15 protein-coding genes are annotated in these 17943 nt (G+C 43.3%); 6 read left to right on the top strand and 9 right to left on the bottom strand.

What is annotated here, in order from left to right; all coding sequences use genetic code 11:
• Nucleotides 1-190: 190 nt before the first annotated feature.
• The 3 genes from NSQ68_RS16065 to NSQ68_RS16075 form a co-directional block, all read right to left on the bottom strand.
• Nucleotides 191-1873: a sugar ABC transporter gene (locus tag NSQ68_RS16065; protein WP_342426507.1), complete on the bottom strand. Its 1683-nt coding sequence runs from the start codon at nucleotides 1871-1873 to the stop codon at nucleotides 191-193.
• Nucleotides 1874-1991: 118 nt separating this feature from the next.
• Complete coding sequence (locus NSQ68_RS16070) at nucleotides 1992-3617, bottom strand: response regulator (protein ID WP_342426508.1); 1626 nt, start codon at nucleotides 3615-3617, stop codon at nucleotides 1992-1994.
• On the bottom strand, nucleotides 3589-5412 hold the full coding sequence (locus NSQ68_RS16075; protein WP_342426509.1) for a sensor histidine kinase: 1824 nt from the start codon (nucleotides 5410-5412) through the stop codon (nucleotides 3589-3591). Before NSQ68_RS16075 ends, NSQ68_RS16070 begins: the two co-directional genes overlap by 29 nt.
• Nucleotides 5413-5526: 114 nt before the next feature.
• Here NSQ68_RS16075 and NSQ68_RS16080 point away from each other — a divergent pair, with 114 nt between their 5' ends.
• The gene (locus tag NSQ68_RS16080) at nucleotides 5527-5679 is read left to right on the top strand and encodes a hypothetical protein (protein ID WP_165150326.1); all 153 of its coding nucleotides are present in this window, start codon (nucleotides 5527-5529) and stop codon (nucleotides 5677-5679) included.
• Nucleotides 5680-5695: 16 nt separating this feature from the next.
• Here the strand turns inward: NSQ68_RS16080 and NSQ68_RS16085 are convergent, their stop codons facing one another.
• Nucleotides 5696-6133, bottom strand: coding sequence for a NucA/NucB deoxyribonuclease domain-containing protein (locus NSQ68_RS16085; RefSeq protein WP_307346680.1), 438 nt, complete (start codon nucleotides 6131-6133; stop codon nucleotides 5696-5698).
• A 140-nt stretch (nucleotides 6134-6273) separates the two neighbouring features.
• Here NSQ68_RS16085 and NSQ68_RS16090 point away from each other — a divergent pair, with 140 nt between their 5' ends.
• Nucleotides 6274-6468, top strand: a complete 195-nt coding sequence (locus tag NSQ68_RS16090) for a hypothetical protein (protein ID WP_013310963.1) — start codon at nucleotides 6274-6276, stop codon at nucleotides 6466-6468.
• Nucleotides 6469-6853: 385 nt separating this feature from the next.
• Nucleotides 6854-7156: a hypothetical protein gene (locus NSQ68_RS16095; RefSeq protein WP_013310964.1), complete on the top strand. Its 303-nt coding sequence runs from the start codon at nucleotides 6854-6856 to the stop codon at nucleotides 7154-7156.
• Between the two features lie 74 nt (nucleotides 7157-7230).
• Here the strand turns inward: NSQ68_RS16095 and NSQ68_RS16100 are convergent, their stop codons facing one another.
• The 5 genes from NSQ68_RS16100 to NSQ68_RS16120 all read right to left on the bottom strand — a co-directional run bounded on the left by NSQ68_RS16100 (nucleotide 7231) and on the right by NSQ68_RS16120 (nucleotide 13447).
• On the bottom strand, nucleotides 7231-9117 hold the full coding sequence (locus tag NSQ68_RS16100; RefSeq protein WP_342426510.1) for a tenascin: 1887 nt from the start codon (nucleotides 9115-9117) through the stop codon (nucleotides 7231-7233).
• Nucleotides 9118-9237: 120 nt separating this feature from the next.
• On the bottom strand, nucleotides 9238-9660 hold the full coding sequence (locus tag NSQ68_RS16105) for a hypothetical protein (protein WP_307346689.1): 423 nt from the start codon (nucleotides 9658-9660) through the stop codon (nucleotides 9238-9240).
• Nucleotides 9661-9676: 16 nt separating this feature from the next.
• Nucleotides 9677-10345 (bottom strand): uracil-DNA glycosylase, encoded by a 669-nt coding sequence (locus tag NSQ68_RS16110; protein WP_342426511.1) that lies wholly within the window; start codon nucleotides 10343-10345, stop codon nucleotides 9677-9679.
• Nucleotides 10346-10604: 259 nt separating this feature from the next.
• Complete coding sequence (locus NSQ68_RS16115) at nucleotides 10605-11267, bottom strand: S-layer homology domain-containing protein (protein WP_342426512.1); 663 nt, start codon at nucleotides 11265-11267, stop codon at nucleotides 10605-10607.
• Nucleotides 11268-11386: 119 nt separating this feature from the next.
• A complete protein-coding gene (locus NSQ68_RS16120; RefSeq protein ID WP_342426513.1) occupies nucleotides 11387-13447 on the bottom strand; it encodes a glycosyl hydrolase 115 family protein in 2061 nt (686 codons plus the stop codon).
• A gap of 255 nt (nucleotides 13448-13702) precedes the next feature.
• Here NSQ68_RS16120 and NSQ68_RS16125 point away from each other — a divergent pair, with 255 nt between their 5' ends.
• The 3 genes from NSQ68_RS16125 to cysK all read left to right on the top strand — a co-directional run bounded on the left by NSQ68_RS16125 (nucleotide 13703) and on the right by cysK (nucleotide 17865).
• Nucleotides 13703-15646 (top strand): serine hydrolase domain-containing protein, encoded by a 1944-nt coding sequence (locus NSQ68_RS16125; RefSeq protein ID WP_342426514.1) that lies wholly within the window; start codon nucleotides 13703-13705, stop codon nucleotides 15644-15646.
• Between the two features lie 180 nt (nucleotides 15647-15826).
• Nucleotides 15827-16384 carry a carbohydrate binding domain-containing protein gene (locus NSQ68_RS16130; protein WP_342426515.1) on the top strand — a complete coding sequence of 186 codons (558 nt, stop codon included), beginning with the start codon at nucleotides 15827-15829 and terminating at the stop codon, nucleotides 16382-16384.
• A gap of 539 nt (nucleotides 16385-16923) precedes the next feature.
• Nucleotides 16924-17865 carry a cysteine synthase A gene (gene cysK / locus NSQ68_RS16135; RefSeq protein WP_342426516.1) on the top strand — a complete coding sequence of 314 codons (942 nt, stop codon included), beginning with the start codon at nucleotides 16924-16926 and terminating at the stop codon, nucleotides 17863-17865.
• The last annotated feature ends 78 nt before the right edge of the window (nucleotides 17866-17943 follow it).

The raw sequence follows: 17943 nt of genomic DNA on the forward strand, positions 1-17943 counted from the left end.
GCAGTCCCGACAGTTCAAAAAACCAACATACATGGCACAAAAGCAATCATTTTTTTAAGCTCCCCGAGCAAATGGAACTTTTTTATGCACACGATAATAGCACATTCATTTCCATTCCATCCGGGTGAATCTGTAATAAAAAGGCTGTCCACCTTGGGACAGCCCTCTAATCTATTACAACATCATGATTTTACTTTTCGACGCTTTTATACCATTCGTTTACTTCATTTGTAATTTGTTCGCCACCAGCTGTTTTCCATGTCTGTACAAAGGTATCAAAAGCAGAGATCGGCTGCTTGCCATAAATAATTTCATTGAAGGTTTGACTTTCAATCTTATCCAGATAGTCCTTTTTAGCCTTCATGGTTGGCGTAGTTGGACCTGTGAACTGATCTTTCATGGAGATATCCTTCTGTTCCATAAGCACTTTGGCAGCTGCGGGAGTACCTTTCCCGTAGTTCACCATTACATCTTTCTCCAGACGGGTCTTCGGTTCTGCGCCGTTAGCTAAACTTAGCAAAGCCTTCATTTGGGCATCAGGTATACGCGCACCATCACGAACCAGCAAATAACGAATAGAGTTTACATAACCGCCTGGTATTTTATCGATAGACATTAGCTTTCCGCCCGCATCCAAATCATAATCGTAGCCCTTAAACAGCCCATTCGACAAATCGCTATCCGGTTTGGCATTAGCATAATGGTCAAACAAATAGTTTTGATAAGTGAAAAAAGCTTCAGGATGCTGCATTTGTTTGTTGATTAGTACAACACCATTGGTGTATTGCGTACCGTGACGCATGGCTTTGTTGTCAGGACCTGCTGGAATCTTAATCGGCTTCCATATGGCACCCGGCGCATTTTTGACTGTATCCTGAAGCGGCCAGCCGCTCATCCAATATGGCCCAGGAATCATACCGGCTGTTCCTGCGACTGTAGGTTCTGCCGTTTTATTTTCATCCCACAATGCTGCTTCCTGAGGGATATATCCCTTTTTGAGCCACTCGCTCAGCTTTTGCAAACCCGGCTTCATGCCAGGCTGCACGGAGCCATATTCCAAACTGCCATTCGTGCCTTTGTTCCACTGCTGAGGTAGTGTGCCATATGCCCCGAAAATCCAGGACGGGTCACCCATCCAAGTGTTCATGGATGTTTTGAAACCGATACTGAGCGGAATCACTTTATTCGGAGCCAGTCCGTCCGGATTTTTATTTTTAAAGGCATCCATCACTTTTTCCAGATCATCTATCGTCTCAGGAGCCTTCATACCCAGCTTATCCAACCAATCTTGTCGTACCCACAATACATAATCATGGTTATAGGCGAAATCAAGCACAGGAATACCCATTTTCTTACCATCTCGGCTATACTGATTCCATACATTCGTATCCTGATTCATCGCCTGCTTCCAGGAATCCGAAGCGTACTTGTCAAACAACGGACCCGCCTCTGCAAACATACCGGAATCGATCATGTCCTGTGCCAGTTGCTCATTTTCCGTCCCCAGTACAACGACGTCCGGCATCTCCTGACCGGAGGACATAGCCAAACGCAGCTTCGTAGCAAATGCACCATTCGTATCTGTGACGGACCAGAGTGATTTGATATTAATACCGAATTTCTCTTTAGCCCATTTTGTCGCAATGTTATTTTCGATAGATTCACCATTTTTAAATTTTAAGGCGGGATCTACACCCCATACCGTGGAAATTGTGACTTCTGGATTGTATTTTTCTTTGTATACGTTTTCAGTTTTAGCTGTGCCGTCCGCATTCCCATCATTTCCCGCACCTGAGCAGCCCACAAGGCCAACTCCTAATACCATAGTTGCGGCGAGCAACGACAACAACTTTTTTTTCGAATGAACTCGCATATTGTTCCCCCTCTAAAAATCATTTTCTACTCTTTTTATTATAAGAGGGCTTTTCATCGCAGCCTATGTCACAAAATAAATATTTCTGCACCTTTCCCAACTGATCTTAATCTTATTTTTACTGGTCCCGAAATTCATGCGGAGTCATTCCGTAATGCTTTTTGAACATCTTACTGAAATATTGGGGATTCTGATAGCCCAGTTCCGTCGTAATTTCGTATATCTTTTTGTTGGAATATTTGAGCAAATAAAGTGCCCGCTCCATTCTCATTCGGATAATATAGTCACCCAGACCTTCTCCGGTTTCAGCTTTATAAATTTTAGACAGATAGACCGGATGAAGATAAACCTGATCGGCAATCGTTTTAACAGACAGCTCCTGACCTTTATCCTGGGAGATGAGCTCCTGAACCTGCTTGACCACATAGCTTTTAGCGCTTTGCTCGCTTGCAGACCATTCAGATTTAAGTTTGTTCATCATGGAAAATATCCACTCTTTGAGGTGAGGAAACGAATGAACCATTTTCTGCGCATGTAACGGATCGAAGCCTACTTGATCCATCTGTGTAATGAAACGTCCTTGTTTGTGTGCTGTATACATAAAGGCGCTCGTCACCGAAATAAAAAGCTCATATAAATGCTCGCGTGTATACCCTACCTCTTCCATTTTTCCAAATACACGGCTCACTTTCGCTTCGGCCTCTTCCCATTGCCTGGACTCTAGCAGATGAGTAAGCGTAGGGTGCATATAAAGCCCCTCTAGTGACTTAACTGAGCTGTGTGGCTGTTCTGTCTGTTCTTCTATGAATAGCAGTGTATCCGTCTCCTCCTGATGGTTCCAGTATAAGGATCTAATCGCTGTCTGATATAGCTTAGGCAGCTCCTCTGGAAACTTAAACCATCCGGTTAATGCAACGTAAATTTCCCCTTTCAAGTAATTGCTCACATTTTTTCGAAAGGTCTCAATCGCCGCACTCAAAAAACGATTCTGCTCATCCACATTCCGTTCAGGAAATGAATTCCAATTCCCTTCTATTAATACAATTAAGCAGTCATGCGGCGCTTTACAATGCCAAACGTGAAAATCAGGTGCAAATACTTCTTCGGCAATATTTCCAATCGCATACTCAATTAAGGAGACTGAATGATAGTCCATATCAGAAAAATGCTTCCCTAGCTGAATAAGCAGCATACTGGCAGGATGTCCCGTGCGTAGTTTGATTTCGTACTCAGACATTTTGCTCTCTATTTTTGGTGCTGGCAAATCACGCCCGAGTAGCAAATCATGCATCAAATGGGTCCGCAGTACACCAAAATCGTTCCTGCGGCTATATTGTAATTGATGAACCTTGTCAAATGCTTCCCATTCTTCCTTTAGCGAATCCATGGCGGCTGACACACATTTAATAAACTCTTCATCATCCACCGGCTTTAAAATGTATTCAAAAGCTTTAAGCTGGAGCGCTTTTTTAGCATATTCAAAATCGGCATAGCCTGTCAGCAACAAACTTCGGATATGTGGCCATCGCTCGTTTACCTCAACAATCAACTCCAATCCCGTCATGCCAGGCATACGAATATCCGTAACCAGAATATCAATATCGTACGCTTCCAGTACATCCACCGCTGCTAATGCGGAAGCCGCTTGATGAACCCTCTCGATGCCTAGCGTCTCCCACGGAATAGTAGCTGCCAGACTTTCTGTTACATAACGCTCATCGTCTACTAGTAATATCTGAACCATCTGGTCCCTCCGTTTTAACTATATTCGAATTTGGCGAAGGCTCAATTAAACCATTCGCATGCTCTCCTTCTGCTGAGATCGACCATTTTAAAACTGCACGCAATCCTCCCAATGGAGACAAAGAGAACTCCAGTCCGGCATCTTCCCCAAAATGTAATCGCATGCGTTGATGCACATTCCACAAACCGTATCCATGATCCTCTTCCACAGGCTTGTCAAGCGTTGATGTCAGGGCAGTTATAGCCTCTCTACTCAAACCGAGTCCGTTATCATCCACAATCAGGTGCATATACGAACCAACACGCTCGGTTAAAATATGAATTACACCATCCTCCGCTTGAGGCTCTATCCCGTGCAGCACCGCATTTTCCACCAGTGGCTGCACTACAAGCGGCGGAACCAGCATACTGCTGGCCTGTGAAGAAACATGAATTAAGAACGTTAGCCTTGGCATACGCATCTGCTGTATGTTCAAATAATATTGAATAAACTCGACTTCCTCTGACAATGGAACCAAATCCCGCTCCTGTCTTGTTGTATATCGATAATATCTGGATAAATTATGAGCCATGGCCACGACCGCCTCATGATTGCGCAGCTTCGCCATACTTGTGATAAACGAAAAACAATTATAAAAAAAATGCGGATTGATTTGTGACTGGAGCTGCTTTAGTCGCGCTTCCTTGACATGTAGCTGCTCAACATACACCTTCTCAAACAGCTCCTGAATCTGTTCGACCATCAGATTGAATTGACTAGACAGGAAAGAAAACTCGTGACTCCCCCTTAGACTTAATCGAACAGCATAGTCTCCATCCTTTAATCTCCGAAATGCCCGCACAAGCTGAAGAATCGGCACTTGTACCTGTGAATGAAGCAAGTAAGCGCCAATCAAGCCTACCAGCAGCGAGCCAACAACAGTTATATAAAACAGTCGATTCGATGAGTAAATCGGAGACATCATATCAGACAAAGGCATGTAATCAATCAAATACCAACCAGTCGTTTGCGAAAGAACGGCATGAACCAGGTAGCTTTCTTCACCAATTTTCACGGTCAGATTATCAACTTCATGGAGTCCCATTTTTTCCAATTTAGAAATCAGTTTTCCAGACAGCTCTTCATTTGCAGTACGATTATAGATCACTCCCACGCCTTTTTTATAATAAAAAGGCTCCTTTCGACCATCACCTTTGAAGCGGTCAAGCATATCCTGAATATTACTGCTGTCAAATTCAACCTTAATAATCGTGTTAGCGGTTTCTGGATTACCAAGTGAAGAAAACGGGGATAATGTATACAATGAAAATATAAATTGGTCTTTCCCGTATGATCTTTTTTTGGATACCTGCCAGCCGTCTTTTATCAGCTGATTTAGTTTTTTCTGGTCATATAAACCTGCTCCATTCTCCGACACAATCCGTCCAAGTGAAGGAGAATAGATACTCAGCCCGGTTCTCCAATTAGAAGAGCTTTCCTGAAGCCCAAGCTTGGTTTGAATCCGTTTGACAAGGTTAATTCCATCCAGATTAAGAACCTTGTCCTTCAAAAAAATCGCTTGAAAACTGGCTACATCGGGATCATGGATCAGCAGATGCGGCCAGGAAGAAATCATTTCAATATTCGTATTTACCTGGTTTTGAAAAAAAGTCAGCTGGTTGTAATTAGATTGATTCAGCTCCTCACGTAATACACTTGTCGTTGTCTGATTAGAATAGACATACAGGATCAGCACAGGTATAAGTAATACGATAACGATGGAGACGATTTTAGTATAAAAATTAAATTTAAACATGAGTTCTACACATCCTCTGCACAAGAAACAGGCATACTTAAATGGTATGCCTGAGCCCTGACCTTCGTTGCCGTCAGTACATACACTACATTATCAATGGTTGGCGGTGATAATATGTTTGATGCTAAGCAAATGGAATGGTTTAACCAACTATCCGCTGAAGACTTGGCCATTTTAGGTGCCGGCTTCAATACACTAGGTGATTTTTTTGATTTTCTGGCGTTGGTTAAGGCCAAACAGGAAACAGCGAAAGGAAATAAAAAGTAAATATACTAAACAGCAACTATTTCACAACAAATTTCACACGAGTTCCATCCTCATACTCATCTAATTGATGACTAACCCATGATCCTGCCCCACGATTATCCTTAGGAGCTATGTATTTGACATTTGCACCTTTGCCACCTTCTGAACACATAGCCATCGGCCATTCATCACGATCGTATCCCTTACGAGTGGGAACACCTGTAAGCGAATGCTTACGATTTTGCTCGGCTCCTTCACGGTCAATTGTGCATACCGGTGATTTTCCCGCCTGAATGGCTTCCTTAATATGCTGCGCCGTTTCAGGGTAACGACCTGACGGGAATTGTAGCGTTACCTGAGCCGAGGAAGGCGGGTTCTCTCCTGTCATTTTCGTAAGAAGATTGCCTCCTTCAAACCAGTACGCGCCCGCAGCTAGCAGCACTAAAGCTATAAAACTTAGCAACTTTTTCTTCAATTTCTCTCTTCCCTTCAAGCTATTCCAATAGATGCCTTCAACTAAGGTAATCCCCGGATTTTATTTTATGTAACCCCTTACTAACTATAAAAAAAGGTTGAATATTGGACGACAAATAGTATAGAGAGGAGGTTGTACGAATGAACGATGAGATCAAACTGGCCGTGAGCCAAATGCAAGCCGTTGTAATCCGTTTACTGAATGGAAGTACCGTAATTGGCTGGCCTAAGCTCCTATCTGACCAAGAAACTCAGCAATTCAAGCTCTATGATGACGAACACGTATATACGATTTCCGTTAATGACGTGGATACAGTCGCAAGAGTTATTGTATAAGATACAGGAAGCGACTTAATGAGACATCCAGCGGACAAGCCCAAACAAGGCACACCACAGAAGAAGACTAATCAGAATTCCCCAAAATAAACCTTTAAAAAGCTTCATACCATACTGACAACCTTTCCGACTGGGCTTTTCCCCATTATAACATGTCAGAAAGACAGCTGTCGCAGCTTGCTCTTGCATCATCTTCGTATCATATATTTTAAATTTTAAAATCACAACACAAAGGAAAACAATGAATTTTCCGAAAATTATGCCTGATCACCATTGAAAATGCAATCATGACATAATAAAAGTCACATTTTAATCAAAATTTAATGAAAGTTTTCCGAAAATGATGTATAATTATTGACATAACAAAACGCACGAGGTGATCATCATGGCATTATTAAACAGAGTTCATGAATTAAAATTGCAACTGCCTAACGAGCATCATAGCATTTCCCAATACGTGGAGCATGCATTGCATTCGATTGACAGTTTTGTGGAGCAACATCGTCAATTTATAGCCGCTCAGGCTCTATATGGTGAAAAAATCAATGGTACGGAAGAAAGACTGTTCCGAGACACAATTTCTGAGATTAAAGCCCAACTGGTAGCTACTTTGGAAAAGACAGTTGAAGACTTCGCACACAAAGGCGATAAGCATTGGAAAAATCATTATCAGGACGGCGTAGAATAAGCTGAAAATAACCCCCGGTCTTTGGACCGGGGGTTTATTTGTTGGCATACGCCGGATGTGGCAATGTACGTAGACTATTTTAACACTTTGGCAGATGTCGTTACCTTCTTACCACCATAGACTACTTTAATACTGGAGCTTCCACTATCCAAGGCCTTCACCTGACCAGCTGTAACCTGTACGATCGACGGTTTGGAGGATGTCCATACCGCAGAATTGGTTACATTCGTAGTCGCACCTGAATCATAAACAGCACTCACGCTAAGGACTTGAGATGAGCCCTTAGGCAACTTCAGGTTTTTATTGCTCAATACCAGCTTGAGCAGCTTAGGTGTAACCTTAATCTCCACGTTAAACGACTTATCTTGGTACGTACCTGTAATGGTTGCTGTTCCAATTCCAACAGCTTTAATGGAAGACCCTTTTACGACCACTACAGAAGCATTCGATGTTGTCCATTTCACTTTACTGCTCAAGGTAACTTTTTTACCATCTGTATAATTGCCGACGACTTTGATGGACTTACTTCCCTTCAAATTCATCTCAGCATTCGAAAAACTTGGTGTCAATGTAGAAATAGCTCCCTCCACAATGACAGGTACTTTCACATATTTATTCATATACATTGCTTTGATTCCAGAGTTACCGCCACTCACCGCTTTTACTTTACCATTTGCTACTGTAACTGCGGCTGTTGTACCTACCCAGCTTACCTGATTGGTAACATCCAGGATTCCGCCACCAGCCATGTGTGCTTTTACTGTCGGAATACTTGCTTCTTGGCCTGCAACCAATACGTATTTTTTCTCTGAAGCGGTTAGTTTAAGTACTTTGTATTGCACAGTCACTGGAATATCCAGTTTGAGCGCACCTACCGTTGCTGTCAATGTTGCACTACCTGGGTTCACTGCAACCAGCTTACCATTTGCTATTTTAACTGCACTTTCACTGCTTAAGCTCCATTTTACATCGGATTGAACTGCTTTTTTAGCCCCATTGACCAAATAAGCAGATATACTCGGAAGAGAAGTTTTGCCTCCTGTTTCGAGATTCAGACTCGCTTTGCTTGAAACTAATTTTTCAACCGTCGGAAGTACATTAATCTTCAGAGTCTTGCTCAAACCGTGATAGGACGCTGTAATCGTCGAATTGCCTGCATCCATCGGTGTGATTTTACCTTGCTCGACTGTGGCAACCAGCGGATTGGAGGAAGACCATTCTGCCGTGTTGGTCACATCTGTTTTGCCGCCAGTCAGGTTGACATCGGTTGCACTGACCTGAATTGGGGAGCTACCCAGAAAGACCGATTTGGACCCAGTTGCACTCAATACCAATGCCTGGGAAGAAGAGCGCACATACACAATCGTTTGTGCTTTGAGTTCATCTTTGCTTGCTTTAATGTAAGTCACGCCTTTGGCAAGTGGACGAATAAGACCATCTTCAACGGTAGCAACAGCCGCATTCGAAGAAGTCCATTCGACACCGGTTACATTTTCCGTCCCACCTCCAGTAAGCACACCTTGAGCAGTCAATTGCTTCGATTCTCCGCCAATCGTCAGATTCAGAGGACCCGTCGGATTTAATTGCAGCTTGCTGTAAGGCGATTTTACTGTAATCGTTGTACTTACCGTTTGCTGCTCATATGTAGCAACAATCTTAATCTGCCCTTTTGACACAGGAGTAATGAGTCCCTTATCTACCTTTAAAATGCTTGAATCCCCAGAGATCCATTCTGCCTTTTGTGTAACATCTTCCTTGCCCTTTTCTGTCAATGACCACACTTTTAATTGAGCGGGGCTTCCACCCAGATTCAATGTAGTCGGATTTTGACTATCCCACTCTACCGTGGAGGTCTTGCTCTCCTCAGCTCGGATCAAACCTGCTGGCCATGCTGCAAATACAAACATCAGCAACGCAAGTAAGAAGGTACTCCGTTTGCTCATACGTTTCATACGTTCCATTCGTTTCTCTCCCTTTGTTTCATTCTATAAAACAGGGTATTATTAACAATCCCATTATCTTTTATCGGTAAGCAGTTAACTAAATTGAACCCTTCATCAAAAAAAGGTGAATTATTACAGTTAAAGTTCTCCACGCAGTGACCTTACCACAAACAAATGCTCTTCCTTAGATAAGGCTTGTCCATCTTCAAGAATTACATCGTGTGCTGAGTGACTAACCAGCTTTACATTATAAGCAATCAGCTGATCCTCTCTCCAAATCGTCACCGCCGACTGAAAATGAATGGCATTATCAAACTGTAACGGTACGCTCATTACATAACCAGTAGCGTTCAGCTTCGCCGGATGGCGGCTTCTACGCTCACGCCCCGGAGGAAGCATGGTAATATGCGTAATATTTTCAAAAGGAATAGCCAGCATTTTCGGGCCTAAAATAACACACTTTCGTATCTCATCCCATTTTTCAAGCGTGCCGCGCACCTTCTGGGTATGACCATTGTTGCCGTGATATAAAATGACCTGACGTCCCTTCCATTGACGCATGTCCTCACCTCCAGTGCTAGCGGCTATGAATCTCCCACCGAATCGGTTCCATTCCATGCTCCTGCAAAAATACATTGGTACGCGAAAAAGGTTTGCTGCCAAAAAAACCTCTGTGAGCCGCCAAAGGACTCGGATGAACGGATTTTAGCACCAAATGCTTGCTGGTATTCACGAAGCTTGCTTTTTTCTGAGCATGGCTCCCCCACAAAATAAACACTGCTGGCTGCTCGCGCTCATTAATCGCTTCAATGACAGCATCCGTGAAACGTTCCCAACCTATTCCCTGGTGAGATTGCGGTTGTCCTTCACGCACGGTTAACACGTTGTTCAGCAGCAGCACACCTTGCTCAGCCCAAGGAACGAGGTATCCCTGATTCGGAATGGGAGTGCCGATATCATCGCGAAGCTCCTTGTATATATTTAGTAGAGACGGCGGCGTTCGCACACCAGGTCTAACAGAAAAACTTAAACCGTGAGCTTGTCCCTCTCCATGATATGGGTCCTGTCCCAATATAACCGCTTTGGTCAGATGAAATGGCGTTAATTTGAGTGCGGAAAACAAGTCTTCTTTTGGAGGATATACCTTATGTAACTTGTACTCTCGGGCTAACGTATACCTTAATTCATTAAAGTATGGCTTTTCGACCTCTTCTCGCAGTACATCATCCCAGTCATTTCCAAACATACTCCTGTCTCCTCTCAATATGTAAATCTGTGAAAGCGGTAAGCTTTTTGATCCAAAAAAATAAGCTGAACTCCTCATCCGGAGCCAGCTTATTTATTCGTTACCTGTGTTATATGCCGAAGGACCAGGAAAATATCCTTACGGTAATCAGCTACCGCAGGTCTAAATTCGATTTCCTTATTATAACATTAACGATAATGATGTCAAGTAACTGAAAGCTTAATTCCCTCAGAAGAAAAGCTCTTTATTGCTGTATTTATTACGATTTTGTATGAGCATTCAGGTATTCCAATGCATTATATAACATAACGGCAGCTTCGGCACGTGTAATCTCGCTTTTTGGATGAAACTTTTTATTTGCATCCAAGGTATTGACCTTGTAGACTAGCGAGCGTTGAATGCTACCTTGGTAAGAAGGCTCCAGTTCGCTGTCATCCGCAATATTCGCAGGTGCGATTTTAATCATCGGAAGAGCGCCTGCTTTTTCCATGCCTTGAATCAGCATGTGGGTGAACTCTTCCTTAGTCAGAGCTTTGGCAGGATCAATATCTTTTGGAATAACCACACCATTATAATGCGCGTTGATAAAAGCTTCGGCATACCATGCAGTATCCTTAACATGGGTAAACAGTCCGCTGACCTGTGGCTCCTTGTTCAAATCAATGGCAGCCAAGCTGAGCTGGAATCCACCGGAAATCAACTGAATGCCTTGAGCAGCGGTTACTTTAGATGACGGGAGAAACTGCGTGTCAGAGATACCTTTGAGCAGACCCTGATCTTTAAGGGATATAATTTTTTCTTTACCACTTACGTTATCCAAATCCTTGAATTGACGGTCTGCCGCAGACATTTGACCTCCAACGGAGAAGGACAAAATGGCTACAGTTGTAATGGCTGCAAATGCACTTTTTCTCATACTCATGTTAAGTTCCACCTTGTAGTTGAATTGGGCCGCTTGGCCATTAACAACTTCATTGACGTAGTATAAGATGGAAATGTTGCAGGCGACGCTGTTAACTCTTATGCTACATGTCTTCCTTTTTAATATAATACCTTCTCCAGACAGCGTGCCAACTCATCATCGGAAAGGGGCTTGCGATGCGTATTCTCTAGATAGATATATTTCTCTGTTTCTGGCATTAAATATTGTTTGGACCACAGGAACATATCCGGACTGTCTCCCTGAAGACGAAGAAATCTCCGCACAGTGTCCGCATGTGAAATAGTGTTATCCAGATTGGTTAACCAATCTGCCCGGTAGAAATGCTCCCATCTTCCAGTTCCTGCGAGCGATAGCGCTTCTTTACCCATCCGGTAGCTCCAAACAGCATGAGAAGCTTGTATAAATGCTCGTGGATAATCTTTTTCAAGGAACAGCCCATAAGCGCTACATAAGCTTGCCAGTCCACGTGAACCACTTAGATGCAGTTCAATCTGCACAAGCAGTTGATTATACAGCCTGCGACATTCATCTTCAGACAACTGCTTCATTATTCGTAGACACCGCTCTCGCAGTTCAACCCAGTCCGGAATTGCCGACTCGGCTTTTTCCTTGAACCAGCGTACCTGTTCAGGAAAAGGCCTTTCTCCAGTAGCCCAGTACAGCCGTTCATCACTACCTTCTTTGCCTTGTAGCCAATACCCCATAATCTGCCGAGTCGGATGGTGATAGAATTCCTCCCCTGCCCGATCATCCTTATGCGGGCCATAAACGATAGTACAACTGGAATAATCCCGGTATAATTGGGAAATCTCTTGAAGCTGACTACTGTACAGCCGTCCGATGAAATCAGTAAGTTGCTCTGCGGCATCTACGTTACCATTCGTCCATAAATTTGCTACTAAATCCAGCGTATATACATGCGGCAAAATATTACCTGAATTGACCAGCAGGTACTCGTCCGCCCCTGTAGTAAACGCTGCTGTTAATTCGTCTACAACCAAGCTGGCTGAGGAGGGAAATTGGGTAAGATGGTTCGACGCTTGCAAGTCGTGGAAGGTCACATGGTAATACACTCCATTCTTGCCCCCATCCTGCGTCTCAGGCAATGCTGGTACACGATAATTAAGATTCCCATGACGCCGGGATACCATTTTACCGTAACCATTATCCGCCCATATTTTGATCACCTCTTCGGGTACTTCAATATGCCCCTGCTTGTATAACTCGGCAATCTCACCATACATTGCCATACAGCATACAGGCTGCTCCACAGATTCACAGATCATATTGTATTGCTTGCGAACCACATACGAGATTAATTGTCCGCGTTTGTCCGGCGTATTAAAGGAAGGATCATCTTCCCAAAAAGGCTTGTCACCCTGTCCGCGAAAAGACAACACCCAAACAATTTTCTCTCCCTTTTGCCGTTCAATCGCTTCCTGCCACAGCTGTTCAAACAACTCGGGATGCTCTCTGTAGCTAGCTTGTTTACCCGGAAAGGCGCGCAAAAACATCTCCGCCCCCAACGGCTCAGCATGATGATGTGTGATCCATAAGCCCATATCTGCTGCAAGCTTATTATGGATACCTGTGCGTGGTAAATCTGTCCCCGGAATCACCATATTTCCACCGCAGCGCAGTAACGCTTCGAAAACGGGCTGCCACACCTGCTCCGTTGGTGGATAATCTTCCTTCCAGCCAATCAAACATACCTCATCATTGACAAACCATCCTCGATATCGAACCTTGGACGGTATACTGTCAACATTCTGGCTCGGTAAAACTATGGTATCCCGCTTAGGTGGGAGAAGCTCCGCCCAGAACCAGAACGGCTCCACCCCCAGAGCGAAACGGCTGTAATGAAGCAGTCCATAAATTATTCCTAATTCATCACGGCCAATAATATGGAGTACCGTTCCCTTGCGACCAGCAACAAAACGTAGACAATAGCTCTCTGGCCAATGCGGACAGCTATCTCCTTCCTGCGCATAACGGATAATGATCGAGGGCTCTATTTCTGTTTGCAATGGCTCAAGGCCAAACACTTGCTTATGATCTCGCGCAATCATGTTCCAAGCGTGGGCAATTGGCACACTTTCATCAGTTTGAAGATTGTATCCGCTTTCAGATGAAATAGTCAGAGGTTCACAGGCTTTCATTTATTGTCATCTCCTATTTTTTTCAACTATGAAGATTCTTCTCGTATTTATTTTATAGGTTGGCAACATACATATAAAGCTGTCCCAACGTAAATATAACTTTTTTGCGGTAAATCATTTGAGAGTGAAGCTTAATTTGAGAAAGAAAAAAGTAAGGAACAGGAGAGAAATAAGAAAGACTTGATTGCTACACTAAAAATGTTCCAAAAAAACAGACTGCCCTTAAAGATTCAAGCGCAGCAAAGGAGACTTGATATGAAATTGAAAAAACGATTTGCCTCTTTGCTCCTGTTAGCATTAATGGCATTTATCCCGGTCCAGGCATATGCTTCTGGGTCCGTTCCAACCACTCCCTCCGGAATTCCGATTTCCGAAATCGAAAACAGAACAGATCAAATTATGAAGAAATATATAGGAACCGCGATTCCTGGTGCTGCGGTTTCCATAGTAAAGGACGGAAAAATTGTTTTTTCAAAAGGTTACGGATACGCAAACATCGAGAAACACACACCCATGAGTACGGAAACAACCTATATGGAGGCCGGTTCCGTATCGAAATTGTTCACCTGGACGGCAGTAATGCAACTGGTTGAGCAAGGAAAGCTGGATTTGAATACGGACATCCGCACATACTTGCCTGACGGCTTTCTCAAGCCTTCTTTTGATAAGCCTATTACCCTGAAATCACTGATGAGCCACACGGCAGGTTTTGAGGAGCGCCTGGAAAAACTTTTGGTTCATGATTCTACTGATCTTAGGCCTCTCAAGGAGCATATCGCACCCGGAAATCAGCCTCAACAGATTTATGAGCCTGGAACAGTGATTGCTTATTCCAACTATGGAACCAACCTGGCCGGTTATATTATAGAACGTGTATCTGGAATGCCTTTTGACACCTATATTCAGAAACATATATTTGAGCCTCTGGATATGAAGCATTCTTACTTTACACAACGATATGATCTTATCCCGGAGGTTATCGAACATAAAGCAACAGGCTACTCCAAGAAGGATGGAAACTGGGTGGCAAAGCCGAATGTTTTCTTTAATGATGTACCGGCTGGTGCGTTGAACATTACTTCGGAGGACATGGCTCATTTTATGCTTGCTCATCTGGACATTGACCATTCTTTAAAATATTCGCTATTCAACAAGAATGAAACCCTGCGAGAAATGCATGAGGCTTCGTATACCCACTATCCCGAGCTTCCGGGGAATGCCCATGGCTTTTGGGAACGGTTCGCGGGAGATTATCGTGTTATTGAGCACGGTGGAAATACAGATTCATTCTCCTCTCTGGTCTCTATCGTACCGGATCAGAACTTTGGGATCAACATCCTGACCAATGTGGAAAATGAAATGTCCGGTGCGAGAAGCGAACTCATTGATCTGTTTGTCGGGGATTCCCACGCTACTCCACAAGCGGACAGCACGTTGAAGCATAGCGCGGATGTGGCCGGAAAATATCGCTCTGCTCGCGCAGTATCATCTGGTATATTGAAGCTTATACCTGTATTATCCAATGCAGAAGAAGTAGTCTCAGCTAACAGCAATGGCGGAATCACTCTGAGTATTCCATCCATGAATATTAATGTTGATTATGTAGAAACCAAACCCTATTTTTTTGAACGCGTGACTCCCGGGAGCACTCCTTATGATTACGCGGGCTTAAACATCAGTCGTCTTCTTTTCTTAACCAATGCCGATGGCAAAGTGACGCAGTTGTCATATGGAGTGATCGATGACCAGTTGCCGATCTCCTTCCTGCAAACATCCATTTTCAGTTATATTCTGGTCGGGGGATGCGGTATTTGGTTTGCGGTTGGGTCTATTTTCGGTATTGTTGGATGGCTGCGGAAGCTCAAGGACGCAAGAAAGCAGAAGAGTACTTCACGGCTTCCCTTGCCTGACAGTGTAACCGTAATACCGCTGCTGGGTCTGCTTGTGATCGTCAATCTCATTACTTCAAGCATCCAATTGATAGGCGACCCCTATCAGCCTATGTCCAATTTCAATTTGAATATTATCTTTTTCTGGGTACTTGGGTTTGCCTTTATACCGGCTGCCTATCTTGCTGTGAGAAAATGCAACGTTTCGAAGACTACATTGTTAAGAAAGGTATACACCGCGACGCTGATTCTTTCGTTTCTAGCTATTTCGTTTTTCCTGTATTCCTATAATTTCTATTTTTTCGCATAGATCTACTTAATTTTATCCTTTTTATAGCATAGATAGCCTCCACGATATATTTCGAGTCGAAACGTAGAAAGGCCGTCAATAGACGGTCTTTTTTGTATTCTCTTCCCTATGAACACTCTTATTCATATTTCATAAACTACTAGTGTAGCAAATATGTCTACAGAAAGAGGGATGATTCAAATGAAACCAAAGAAAAGTGGAAAAAGCGCACACCCTGTCCGTAGGACGAAGAATAGACCCACTACACAGCCTCTGGACTTGAAGAAAAAAAGAATTTCCCCTACCCAAGCAATTGTTAGAAACGGTGGATTTGAAAATCAGGATTTAGCACCATGGATTGCAAACGTCAACAACATGACAGGCCAAATTTTTATTACCAATATCAATCCGCACAGCGGGAATCAAGCGGTCAGAATCACGGCTAACCCGGGGCACAGTGTCTCACTTAGGCAAACGATCTCCGACCTGCGTAGACAAAAAAGATACCGTGTGACCTTCTGGGTACGCAATCTAATCAAGCCTTTCGGTGGTCGGCTTCAAGTTAGTCTAGGGGAGCAAACCTACACGATTCAACTTACTTCGCTACCTTCATCTCAATACGAGAGAGTCTCCCGCACTTTCTCAATCTCAGGAAATTCAGGAACAGTTTCCAGAGATTTAGTGTTCCGTGTTACAGCAGAGGATACCTTTGCCACAATTCTTTTGGATGATGTATCGATATCCTTATTAAGAACATAAATTACTTCGTATTGTAGGCATTTAGTCGTAAGCTCTCGCAAGAGCGACTTGATGGCACGAATTGATACACCGTAAGCTTGCCAAAACAAAAACGCCTCCCCGTATGTTAACGGTGAGCAGAAGGATTAATTCCTTACTGCTCTTTTTGCCTTCTACTAAATACAAATTCATTATCCGCCGACCACTAGGTTACCGGGTAGTATCTTTTACCGTAAGTGTTCTCTTGCCTCGTGCCACTATCGTTTTGTTCACTGTAGTCTAATTTCTATCCTCCAACGCATTCTATGAAAAAGCGAGTTTATTATAAACCGTGATAATTATTCCGAAATTAAAAAATGATACACAGTATATATTCTTAATGACTCTCTGATTCTGAATAAGCTTGGACTACTTTTTTATGAGTATTACCTTAGGCTTAAATTGTTCCGTCCGTTCCCGCTCCTCACTATGAATTAACAGGACATGGTTATGAAGAAAAATTCGTGATAATATCTATGTCATAGTAAGTAGATATGAATTAATTGTTTGGAGGGATAATTTTGACTAAAATTCACCAAAAGTTGACAGAATTAATTGGAAATACTCCTTTGTTAGCACTGTTGAACTACAGCCAAATCCAAAATATTGAGGCAAACGTGATAGCAAAGTTGGAATATTTCAATCCAGCTGGTAGCGTTAAGGACCGCATTGGATATGCTATGATTAAAGACGCTGAGGAGAAAGGCTTAATCAATAAAGACTCCGTTATTATCGAGCCGACAAGTGGCAATACTGGAATCGGACTTGCATTTGCAGCTGCGGCTCTTGGATATAAACTTATAATTACACTTCCTGAAACGTTTAGTATCGAACGTCGCAAGCTTTTGACTGCGTTCGGTGCTGAGCTTGTGTTAACACCGGGGGCCGAGGGGATGAAAGGCGCTATCAAGCGTGCTGAACTATTGGCTGCCGAAACACCAAACTCTTTCATACCACAGCAGTTTAGCAATCCTGCCAATCCAGAAATTCATCGCAAAACTACAGCTGTAGAAATCTGGCATGATACGGATGGCGGTGTAGATATTTTTATTGCGGGCGTAGGTACAGGTGGAACTATTTCGGGCGTTGGCCAGGGATTGAAGGAACGAAAACCTTCTGTAAAAGTGATAGCCGTCGAACCGTTCGATTCACCAGTGCTGTCTGGCGGTACACCAGGTTCACATCAACTACAAGGACTCGGTGCTGGTTTCATTCCAAATAACTTTAATGAAGAATATGTGGATGAGGTTTTCAAAGTTAAAAACGAAGATGCGTTTGAAACTGCACGCCTGCTTGCCAAAACAGAAGGGCTGCTTGTTGGTATTTCTTCTGGGGCTGCGGTTTATGCAGCAACACAAATTGCGAAGCTTCCAGAAAACAAAGGCAAGACGATCGTGGTCATATTACCTGATACAGGTGAGCGTTATTTGTCCACTCGGCTTTTCTCAGACGTAGAATTATAAAAAAGGCCGGAGGTAGGCCCCCCCCTGCCTCTTTTGTTAATTTTCCAGCCACGACAAGCAAGAGCCTATAGAATTGTT

The organism is Paenibacillus sp. FSL L8-0158 (assembly GCF_038592965.1).
GTDB lineage: Bacteria > Bacillota > Bacilli > Paenibacillales > Paenibacillaceae > Paenibacillus > Paenibacillus polymyxa_D.